Raw genomic sequence first — 9,874 nt, forward strand, 5'->3', positions numbered from 1 at the left:
TTATTCCCCTTTTACAATTTTTAATTTTCCACCGACATGAATTATCGGATCTGAGTCAGAATTTGGCGCTCGCAAGTTCCACGCTCTAATAGCATCTCGCTTAGTTCTATATGTGAGAGTAATCGGCTTAATTAAACATTTATCACCAATACAGCCTGCATAAATACCATCTCCATCGGCAAATAATTCAGCATCACATTGACAGAACGGGCATTTATCAAGAGTCATTCCGTAAGGCAATTTAGTGTCATAAATCATTTAAAAATCCTTCCTGTAGGGTTTGCGGGATTTTTCTTCGTTGCGATTCGCTCGTCGCTCGCCTTCAATTTGATCGATAGGGAAGAGACAAAGCCCCTTTTGCTCAACATAGACAGTTCCGGTTTTACCATGACGGTTTGAACGTAAAATCAGCTCTGTTAGCGTCTTATCCGCGTTATCGTGATAAACAGAATCGCGATAGATACCCATCCAATAATCACAATCTTGTTCAATCTGGCCGGTGTCTCGGCTGTCGCTTGGCATCGGGCGCTTGTTAGCCCGGTCTTCTAGATTACGATTAAGTTGTGTTAGTAACACAACAACGGTATTCAACTCTTTAGCCAGGTTCTTAAGCCCTTTCGTAATATTTCCGTATGCGAGATCATTACGATCGGCTTTTTCCGCCTTCATCAGAGTTAAATAGTCCACACCAATAAAACCAATACGACCAACTTTGCGCTTAAGTTTTCGGCATTCAGACTGAATATGAGCCAGGGACATTGCCGGTGTATCGTCCACCCAAATATTTGGATTTTGTTTCAGTTCTAGCATAGCCATACCAATCAAATTCCAGTCAGTATCGCTATCCGTACCACCGTAAAGCGTGTCTGTGTTGACGTTAGATTTTTGGCTGACCATACGTTCAACAATCTGCTCGTTGGTCATTTCCATGCTGAATAACGCAACAGGTGATTCCGTTGCAACGTTCTTAGCAATCTCAGAGAGTACCGTTGTTTTTCCCATCTTCGGACGAGCACCAACAACAAACAGCGCACCGTTAACCAAGTATTTGGGAGCCAGCATTTCATCCAGATCACGAATGCCGGTTTTCAGTCCAGCGTGTAATTCAGGATTATTGAAACGCGCTTCAACACCAGCAAACCAATCACCAATGACATCATCAATTCGTGTTAAACCCGTTCTTCGTCCCGTTTTGCCATTCTCCACTGCTTCGGCTATTAATGTTTGAGCCATGTTTATTTTTTCATCAAATGACAGATTGCTGGGAGTCAAAAATAATTGCTGAATCTGATTAGTTTTCTCAATTGTGTAACGTTCTGCGGCAGTCTCACGGATCTTTTTTGCATAGAAGAGCACGTTTGCAGTACTGGGGGTTGATTTCGCGACTTCGGCCAAATACGCAAATCCACCCGTCTGTTTTATTTTCCCGGTCTGCTCCAAGCTGTCTGATACGGTAATAATATCTATTGCATGAAGACGCTCATTCATTTCACGCATTTCAGCATAGATAGTTTTATGCTGCCGAACATAAAATACATCAGGCGTCAGTATTGAAAATACTTGCTGTGAATTATCACTCTGCGGATCAAGCAGTAATGCCCCGATAACGCTTTGTTCCGCTTCGGTACTGTGGGGGACTTGTTTAACGCTGTTTACGGTCATTCGCTCGGTCCTCTTTGACGGATACGTAACATTGGTCAGTGATCAGATAATCTAAATTTTTGGCTCTCCAGTAGCCGCCCTTGCCATTCGGGCGGTCTTCCATCATCCACCGGCAGTGCTCAGCAATGTAGCTGAGATAACCTTTCCAGTTTTCCAGAGTAAACGGCTTCTTGTGCTTAACCTGGTATTCCTTGTTCGCTCGTTGCCAGAACGTGCGCATCTTGGATTTTCTACCGTCTCGCAGGACAGTAACCTTGGCCATCTCTGGCAGAATTTCATGATAGGCGTCGATCATGGCCTGATAGGGAACGGGGTCTAATTTCTTAACAGGCTGCGGCAGGTTGTTTTCGTCAGAAAACTCACCAACTACATCGTTAGATGTAGTTATATATTCTTGTTCTAATAACTTCTTACTCTGTTTGACCTGATTTGTTACCAACTTTGTTACCTGACTTCGCTCTAAAGCCGCGTCATCACTGGGTTTGTTTGTTACCTGATTAGTTACCTCATTTGTTACCTCAAAATCACCCTGATAATCAGCGTAATTTGTGATGGTGATCACTGTCCCATGCCGGTTGCCACTGAACGTTAACATCCCCTCAGAGGAAAAGAATTCCAACATGTCTCTAACCTGTTTTTGTGTCTTCTCATTGCCTTTAGAATCTCTGAGCTTTCTAGCTAGAATGGGGATTTTTGTCACCAATTGACCAGATCCCAACTCCCATTGAACGCCGCTAAATTCAACACTGCGGGGCTTGTATTGAGCCATTCCAATTAATCGAACCCACAATGCCAGTTTAGCGGTATCATTAGCCCATTCCGTGGACAGAAGACTCCTGAACAGAGCGAAATGCCCCTGTTTTTGGTTCTCCATCCGTGTACTCCTTGAAGTCTTTCTCGCTCCAAAGTCAGCGTATGCAACGTTACTCATGGCTTTTCTTCCCTTTTAACAGGGCTTCACGATGCTCCAACCTCAGTTGAGCATCGTCTAACGCTTCCCGAAGTTTCTTTGCTCCCTGCTCCGTGACCGAGCGAACAGTCCGATCACGCATGATGTTTTTATGCACAGCGCTGTAATTAAGCCTTTGTTTCATTTATAATCACCCCACTCGTTACCAATGAGTGAATCAGTGTAAATTGACTCCCACGGCTGACGAAATTTCCCGGACCATTTCGCATTGAAAATAATTGGTTTCTCTGTCATGATTGCCTCGCTATTAGTGATAGGGGAAAGTGAGAGTTCCCCCGCTTGACTCATATTGAAAGTTCGATTTGATCAGAAGCCTCAGTAACAGTTGAGGCTTTTCTTTTCACTTTTCCTTTCCGCTCCAGCGCCTGGATCAGCATCTCTGCGTATTCACCTTCAAATACAATTTTTGATGATTGCTCAGGCAGCTCAACAGAACCCTCCGGTAGACCGAACAAAGCCGCAGCTTTACACGCCAGCTTAAATATTCGGTTCTTATCACGGCTTGATGTTGAGGGGTGAACCCCAATTTCCTTGGCAAACTCGTTATTCCCGTACTCCAAAATACATCGCAGCCAAAAACTCTCTAACGCCTCCGGCCTACAAGTAATTTTGATATTTTTTGCGATATCCATATGTTAAATTTCCTAAATAAAATAATGTTAATAGCCCAGTTGGGCTACGCTCCCCGCTTACGCGAAGAAATGGTCTACACCTCGCGGCATAGAATCCCCACAGTGGCGGGGAGGCGGATTGTTAAAGAGCGATGCGAGCTATGCCGGCTCGCGCGGTTTATTCGGCTAATAAATTTCTTTTGCTTGCTTCTAAAAGATCTTTAGCCAGATATTTGCCCTTAGAAATTTTTTCGATTGTTATTGCGTAAGTTGTTTTTTCGAAAAATTCGGTTTTTGGTAGTGAGCCTTTTTCTAGCCACTTATAAACCGCTTTTTTCGTAACACCACACGCAGTAGCGACATGAGAAACACCTATGTCTTTTATTGCTATGCCGATGTCCATCGTTTTCCAATCCCTTATTTGTACTATTAGTACATATTATTATTGAACTGAAAGTTTTTGCAAGTAGTTTATTATTGAACCTATGGTACAAACAGAAAAAGTGCGAAAAGAGTTCGCCGATAGGCTTGCACTGGCCTGCAAAAAATTCGGCTTAGATGAACATGGGAGAGGTGTTGCCCTTGCAAAAGCTTTAGGAGTTACACCAAAAGCAGCAAGCAAATGGCTTAACGCTGAATCACTTCCCAGACAAGCCACAATGAAAGGTATCGCTGATTATTTGCGAGTTGATTTGGCATGGCTTCAACTAGGAATAGCAAAGAATACAGATGAACAAGGAAAAGTAGAGTATGTCGGCAAACTAAAAAATGGACTTGTTAGAGTAGTCGGCGAAGCTGTTCTCGGCATTGATGGCGCTGTAGATATGGTTGAATTCCATGCTGGATGGTTGCGTATTTGTAGTTCCGATCGGGATGCGTACGGATTAAAAGTAAAAGGCGATAGCATGTGGCCCCGTATACAGTCCGGTGAATTTGTTGTTATTGAGCCGAATACCCCAGTACATCCCGGTGATGAAGTTTTTGTTAGAACAAGTAATGGTCATAACATGATAAAAATCATGAATATAACACGAAATGGCGATTATCAGTTTTCAAGTATAAACAGTGATCATCGACCAATAACAATTCCTAAGAATGATGTGGCAATGATTCATTATGTATCGGCTATTATAAAAAATACGCGTTATATTGATGATGATGACATTATCTAATGTAAATAATTTGATTTAATTATCAAAACATTACCTTAACAATCAGGGGGATAGATGCCTTCAATACATGAAGATTTTGAATTAATTACCGCTGAAATATTAAGTGAGTATTTCGATTCAAAAGGAGTTACTCCACATTGCATGCTTTGTGGTCATGCATCTCTTAGCGTTCCACAAGTTAGTGCGGGATGCAATATGCCAATAAACATGAAACTTGGTACTTATGTGAATGTGTTTAAGGCAGAAAGCATCTATCATGAGAATGCAAACAATTTTTATATTCTAGTTGCTTGTAAAAAATGTGGGAATACTATGACTATAGATGCTGTTCAGGTTCTTGAGTGGATAAAGCAAAAATATCCCGCTATCATTGAGGAAGATAGTGATGAGTGAACCGAAAAATAATGTAATTCCGTTTAGGGGTGATTTACCAACTTTCAACTCTGGCGGTAATGGTGGTGATGGAGGTAGCGATATGCTTGAAGCTAGAGTAAAAAAACTTGAAGATGATCTGAACCTCATCAAAACCGATCTCGCAGTTATGAAAGCTAACTATGCAACAAAGGAAGATATCGCATCTGTGAGAATTGAGGTTCACCAATCTATTGCAACTCAAACCAAATGGATTGCTGCCACAATGTTAGGAATAACTGGCCTAGCAATTGGTATTGCAAAGCTTATCTTCTAAAGACATATATCACCCACCACCCGATTAGGGTGGCTTTTATTCTCTCTCTTCCATCAAAATCAATAAGATAATAGATTTAATATCTTATTCTCAAGCCAACTTTCCATTTAGAAAAAACTTTTAAAAAATAAATTTCCTTTAAAATCAATCAAATAAACCAAAAGTACATATCCAAACAAAAAAATTGTACTATTGGTACTTTACAATATTGTACTAATAGTTCATCATTATCACATCAAAAGCACACAGCGAACAGGCAGGGAAAGCCCACGAAGTAGCTGCCGGTGGCGTAAGAAGAACCGGATGATTCGCAAGTGCTAAGAAACAGACGCAACGAACAACAGAGGATGATCACGATGAACGCATACAACAACGCAACAATGTACATCGATAAGCACACAGGCAAGCAATATCTGGTACAGAACGGCAATAGCGGCAGAGTTACTCAATATGCACAAAACGTACAAGTGTATCACGACTGGTCATGTGAAGATGGCGGCAAATTATGCACTACAGTTTTCAAAAGCCGCAAAGATCTGAATAGCTGGTTACGCATGATGGGATTTAAGAAGTAATGCATATAGCCCCGCAAGGAGCCTTAAATACCAGTCTTTTAACTATAGAGGGCTGATATTTAGGAAAAGTAACTAAAAGGATGTTCCGCTCTTTAACAATATGAAACGTATGCCGCGAGGTGTACACCAAAGCGAAGTTAGCTTTGGGGTGTGATGAAACTGGCCGCAGTTGACGTTACAAGATAAGTCCCGCAAGGAAAACTCTCAGTAACGAATGACCGGCGCAGGGTCTCAATTAAGCTAATTAACGGAGGTTCTTATGAATGCAAAACAGCGTTGCAAATTACGCCGCAAAAATCGACGTATGAAAGAGCAAAAGACTCTTAAAGCTAACCGCAATCTTGAAAGAAAGATCGTCGCCACTTTAACGGGGTGCTCAACAAAAATATTAAAGGCCGTCTCACTGTCAGTTATCAAACAAAATAAGACAGTTGAATCATTTAATAACCGTTGCTTACCCAATTCTTTTCTCTACTCAGTCGGCAAGAAAAATAGCAATATTACAGCAAGGGGTTAATTACAGGAGAATAAAAGTGGAACTTGAAAAGTTATTAAAAGAAATACGTGATGTAAAGAATGATATCGAACGTATAGAGCATGTAATTTATCTCAAAGCGGATGGATTGTGTATATCTGTGATTAATGAGCCACGTTTTAATGCTCCAGCTGACAATAAATTTCTTATCGATGCTCTAAATAGTAAAAAAATAGAGTTGACTAAGAGATTGAAAAAATTAAATGAAACAAAACAAACTCAGAAAAAATAATCGCAGGATTAATTGTGTGAGTTTATTTCGCCACGCTTGGGAAAAACAGGGAATCATCGGCAGGGAAGCCAATTATTAAATTAACAAACTCAAAGGTAAACAAAATGAAAACTAATCAAGTAAAATTCAATGAAAAGGATTTGGTTAAAGTAAGCTATCTTTGGATGAAAAACAATCCTAGCAAAATAATTCCTCCTCATCGCAATGACAATATTTATAATTTCTCAGTTAAAATTAATGGCACTTTTCATTGTTTCAATAAATATGAAGAATATAAGGTCTATTCTATAGGTACTACTGGCTCATGGTTAGTTATCAAAGATGAAAATCTAAACTTGATTAATGTCGACTGCAACGATTTTCGTGAAATTTTCACTAAAATAGCTTGATAATACTGCAATTAAATATAAGGGTTAAAGTATGTCAAAGAAATTAACGAAAGATTTAAAGAAAGAAATAGTTAATAACGCGTTCTTATTAGCCGGCATCAAAGAAGGATTTAAGCAAATAGAATTGGATCGGCACCAATTAGCAAAAGACGTCAGAGTCGCCGCACTGGGCGGCGAAGATAAAGTTAAATATTGGGATAAGCTATACGAAAATATTCTTAGTCAAGTCAAAGAATTTACTACTCATATAGATAAATCAATTGAAATCTGGAATGTGATGTCAGATGAGATATATGCGGCTTTTGGCGGCAGTTCAACATGCTTGCGTTATGGTTTCGATGAAAACGAAAAGCGAATCCGCTTAATTACACCAGCAAAGAGCTATTGCTTATTTAGTGCTGAACATGAACTCTCTATTCGTTTTAATAAGATTGAAGAAGTAAGAGATAAATTGATATGTAAACGGGAGGAAGTTGAAAATAACGTTTACGCCATTTTAAATTCAGTTACGACAACAAAGCGACTTATTGAAGTCTGGCCGGAAGCGAAAGATTTAATTCCGTCCGAAGAAGTGAGAATCATAAACACTTCATTTTCAGTAAAAGTTGAAGATTTAAATAAAATGATCGGCATACCCAAAAGCGAGGGTTAAACAATGTCAGACAATAAAGGACACGTGCACGCCGAAAGCATGGCTTTATATGCACAAGATGCATTGAAAACTGATGAACCGTGGAAACTGTGGGAATATCATGATGACAATATGGGGTTGTGGAAAAATGTAATCACTCATCCATCTTGGGATTATAGAAGTACTTATCGCAGAAAGCCTGAAATGATAACAGTCGGCAAAGTGAGTTTTCCGAAGCCTGTTGATTATAAATTAGATTATGGAGTTGAATATTTTTATCCGAATTTATACTCAAGAGATGGAGATGGTTATGGTCAAGACTTCTGGTATGGTGGTGAATTAGATTGTTTACAGCTAAAAATAGGTTTTATTCATTTAACTAAAGAAGCCGCTCAGCAACATTTTGATGCATTAATTAAAATAAACAAGGGTGAGTTTTAATAAATGGAGTAGTGACGCCAGAGGATGGCATTCGTAATATAAAACAGGGGTTATAATGGAAAATATTAAATTTGTTTATCCGCCATTTAGTTATGAGGGTGTGCGTTTTTATTTATCAAATGATGGAATCATTTATGTATCAACTAAAATACACGAAATAACAGAAGTAGCAAAATTGACATATGAAAACGGTAAACAATGGATACCAAAACATAAAAATTTTAACTCTCTCTGTAGACAAATGTTCAGAGAGGGTGATTTGAATCAAATTGAGAAGGAACTTAAGAAGCACGCTAAATTATGCGCTATTCTCAAACGACATCAGATTCAACTTTATAAATTAATTCTCGAAAAGGACTTCAACGAGGCTTATAAATTATGCATGGACATTAAACACGAATCGGGTAATTAATTATGAAAATAAACAAACAACTTTTCGCTTTAGCTCAATCTAAAGCAAAGATAGCATTCAAAATAGAATGTCAAATAGAGTGGTTTATAGCTATGCAATATTTAAGGTTAGCATATGAAGATAGTTAAAGAGTGGCTCTTTGCTATGTTATTTCCCGCTTGTTTGGTTCTCTTCTCGACGTTAATTTTAATTTTTTTGAGGTAATTATGCTTATAGTCAATTGTGACTCTTTTAAAGTTAATCACACAAAGAAAGGAAATGAAATTGAAATAATCGGAAATGTTGTTATACAAGGAAATTCCGAGGAAGTACTTAATTCAACTAATCTTTATTTCAACGAAGTAAAGGAATATTTCGAGAACAGGGGTTATAAAATAGAGGCTTTATAAAATGAATTCTCATCAATATCAGGGAAATAATAAAGAAACGGAATTCTATAAAAAAACTGGCTATTCAGATAAAGAGATTATCGAGCACAGGGAGATTGAATATAAGCGCTCTATCCACGTAATGGATATGAATATGTCGATTAGCTTTATTGAATTTAACGGAGATTTTACATGACTGGATATCTAATAAGAGCCCCGGATATTTTCAAGAATAAGCAGGAAGCTATAGCGGCAGTCAGGGAGATAATTAACGGAAATCATCACCCCAATGTTTTTAAATTATCGAATATGGCAATCGCAGAAAAGCTATGGAATGCAAATCTCGACGCCGCATTAAATCACCCTCCCCTCCCCAGTTATTTGATTAACGAGCGAGAAAATCAAAAAACTTTGGAGTGGCGGGAATATTTTAAAACCCACAAACGAGAATATGACCACTACCGCGGCGATAATCCAACGCGTCGTCATGGTGGTATTTTGACTGGAGATTAATTTTGGCTATATATATAGTAGTAGATACAGAAACGTGTGATTTAGATAGTGGTATTGTTGAAATAGCAAGTATTGATATCATTGATATGCAAATCAATTATTCAACCCAACAATCCCATTTAATAAACCCGCAAAAATCTATTTCAGTATCAGCAATGGCAACTCATCATATCACTGATGAAATGGTGATTAATTCTCCGCTAATTGATCAAGTTATCGAGAGCTACAAAGGTGCTGATTACTTTGTTGCTCACAATGCTGAGTTCGACAAAAAGATGATGCCGAAAATGGATGCTCCGTTTATCTGCACATTAAAACTAGCAAGGCGCTTATGGCCTGACATGGAAAGTCACAGCAACCAATACTTACGCTACGCGCTAAAACTGGGTGTTCGTGTCCCGGATGGGTTATACGCACATAGGGCGCTATATGACTGCATTGTCACGGCAGCACTGTTTAAACTTATCAAAAATGAATCTGGCTGGTCAGATAATGAAATGTTGGAAATCAGTGATCAACCTTCTTTGCTTCATAGATTTAAATTCGGAAAATACAATGGAATGACATTTGAGCAAGTTAAGAAAGAGAATATCGGGTATTTGGACTGGCTACTGAAACAGCCAAATCTTGATCGTAATGTTAAGTTCACAATCAATTATTGGTTATCGAGGTAGT

The 9,874-nt window shown here is 38.8% G+C and carries 18 protein-coding genes; 12 read left to right on the plus strand and 6 right to left on the minus strand.

Translation table 11 applies throughout. The annotated features are described in order from the left end of the window. The 6 genes from B0X70_RS14785 to B0X70_RS14810 all read right to left on the minus strand — a co-directional run bounded on the left by B0X70_RS14785 (window position 1) and on the right by B0X70_RS14810 (window position 3,646). Window positions 1-258, minus strand: a complete 258-nt coding sequence (locus tag B0X70_RS14785) for a Lar family restriction alleviation protein (protein ID WP_217469682.1) — start codon at window positions 256-258, stop codon at window positions 1-3. Continuing rightward, window positions 259-1,662, minus strand: a complete 1,404-nt coding sequence (locus B0X70_RS14790; RefSeq protein ID WP_217469683.1) for a replicative DNA helicase — start codon at window positions 1,660-1,662, stop codon at window positions 259-261. It abuts the gene before it with no gap. Next, window positions 1,643-2,536 carry a replication protein gene (locus tag B0X70_RS25210; RefSeq protein ID WP_246593303.1) on the minus strand — a complete coding sequence of 298 codons (894 nt, stop codon included), beginning with the start codon at window positions 2,534-2,536 and terminating at the stop codon, window positions 1,643-1,645. Before B0X70_RS25210 ends, B0X70_RS14790 begins: the two co-directional genes overlap by 20 nt. 49 nt (window positions 2,537-2,585) lie before the next feature. Beyond that, on the minus strand, window positions 2,586-2,756 hold the full coding sequence (locus B0X70_RS14800; RefSeq protein ID WP_217469684.1) for a hypothetical protein: 171 nt from the start codon (window positions 2,754-2,756) through the stop codon (window positions 2,586-2,588). 160 nt (window positions 2,757-2,916) lie between these two features. Then, window positions 2,917-3,264, minus strand: a complete 348-nt coding sequence (locus B0X70_RS14805; RefSeq protein ID WP_217469685.1) for a hypothetical protein — start codon at window positions 3,262-3,264, stop codon at window positions 2,917-2,919. Window positions 3,265-3,421: 157 nt separating this feature from the next. Further along, window positions 3,422-3,646 (minus strand): helix-turn-helix domain-containing protein, encoded by a 225-nt coding sequence (locus B0X70_RS14810; RefSeq protein WP_065391039.1) that lies wholly within the window; start codon window positions 3,644-3,646, stop codon window positions 3,422-3,424. Between the two features lie 82 nt (window positions 3,647-3,728). Between B0X70_RS14810 and B0X70_RS14815 the strand changes: the two genes are divergently transcribed. The 12 genes from B0X70_RS14815 to exoX all read left to right on the plus strand — a co-directional run bounded on the left by B0X70_RS14815 (window position 3,729) and on the right by exoX (window position 9,873). Further along, window positions 3,729-4,415, plus strand: coding sequence for a LexA family transcriptional regulator (locus B0X70_RS14815; protein WP_217469686.1), 687 nt, complete (start codon window positions 3,729-3,731; stop codon window positions 4,413-4,415). A gap of 54 nt (window positions 4,416-4,469) precedes the next feature. After that, a complete protein-coding gene (locus tag B0X70_RS14820) occupies window positions 4,470-4,808 on the plus strand; it encodes a hypothetical protein (protein WP_065391037.1) in 339 nt (112 codons plus the stop codon). Beyond that, window positions 4,801-5,103 carry a hemolysin XhlA gene (locus B0X70_RS14825; RefSeq protein WP_246593304.1) on the plus strand — a complete coding sequence of 101 codons (303 nt, stop codon included), beginning with the start codon at window positions 4,801-4,803 and terminating at the stop codon, window positions 5,101-5,103. The genes B0X70_RS14820 and B0X70_RS14825 overlap by 8 nt, the downstream gene beginning before the upstream one ends. Window positions 5,104-5,459: 356 nt before the next feature. Further along, window positions 5,460-5,678, plus strand: a complete 219-nt coding sequence (locus tag B0X70_RS14830) for a hypothetical protein (RefSeq protein WP_217469687.1) — start codon at window positions 5,460-5,462, stop codon at window positions 5,676-5,678. 259 nt (window positions 5,679-5,937) lie between these two features. Further along, window positions 5,938-6,195, plus strand: a complete 258-nt coding sequence (locus tag B0X70_RS14835; RefSeq protein ID WP_217469688.1) for a transcriptional antitermination N peptide — start codon at window positions 5,938-5,940, stop codon at window positions 6,193-6,195. A gap of 16 nt (window positions 6,196-6,211) precedes the next feature. After that, the gene (locus tag B0X70_RS14840) at window positions 6,212-6,445 is read left to right on the plus strand and encodes a hypothetical protein (RefSeq protein WP_217469689.1); all 234 of its coding nucleotides are present in this window, start codon (window positions 6,212-6,214) and stop codon (window positions 6,443-6,445) included. A gap of 104 nt (window positions 6,446-6,549) precedes the next feature. Beyond that, the gene (locus tag B0X70_RS14845; protein WP_217469690.1) at window positions 6,550-6,834 is read left to right on the plus strand and encodes a hypothetical protein; all 285 of its coding nucleotides are present in this window, start codon (window positions 6,550-6,552) and stop codon (window positions 6,832-6,834) included. A 31-nt stretch (window positions 6,835-6,865) separates the two neighbouring features. Beyond that, a complete protein-coding gene (locus B0X70_RS14850) occupies window positions 6,866-7,486 on the plus strand; it encodes an Nmad5 family putative nucleotide modification protein (RefSeq protein WP_217469691.1) in 621 nt (206 codons plus the stop codon). Window positions 7,487-7,489: 3 nt separating this feature from the next. Further along, window positions 7,490-7,906, plus strand: coding sequence for a hypothetical protein (locus B0X70_RS14855; protein WP_217469692.1), 417 nt, complete (start codon window positions 7,490-7,492; stop codon window positions 7,904-7,906). Window positions 7,907-7,961: 55 nt separating this feature from the next. Continuing rightward, window positions 7,962-8,318 (plus strand): hypothetical protein, encoded by a 357-nt coding sequence (locus tag B0X70_RS14860; protein ID WP_217469693.1) that lies wholly within the window; start codon window positions 7,962-7,964, stop codon window positions 8,316-8,318. 560 nt (window positions 8,319-8,878) lie between these two features. Continuing rightward, window positions 8,879-9,199 (plus strand): hypothetical protein, encoded by a 321-nt coding sequence (locus B0X70_RS14865; RefSeq protein ID WP_217469694.1) that lies wholly within the window; start codon window positions 8,879-8,881, stop codon window positions 9,197-9,199. Between the two features lie 8 nt (window positions 9,200-9,207). Beyond that, complete coding sequence (gene exoX / locus B0X70_RS14870; RefSeq protein ID WP_217471745.1) at window positions 9,208-9,873, plus strand: exodeoxyribonuclease X; 666 nt, start codon at window positions 9,208-9,210, stop codon at window positions 9,871-9,873. The last annotated feature ends 1 nt before the right edge of the window (window position 9,874 follow it).

Origin of the sequence: Photorhabdus akhurstii (genome assembly GCF_019090985.1) — a bacterium.
Lineage (GTDB): Bacteria > Pseudomonadota > Gammaproteobacteria > Enterobacterales > Enterobacteriaceae > Photorhabdus > Photorhabdus akhurstii.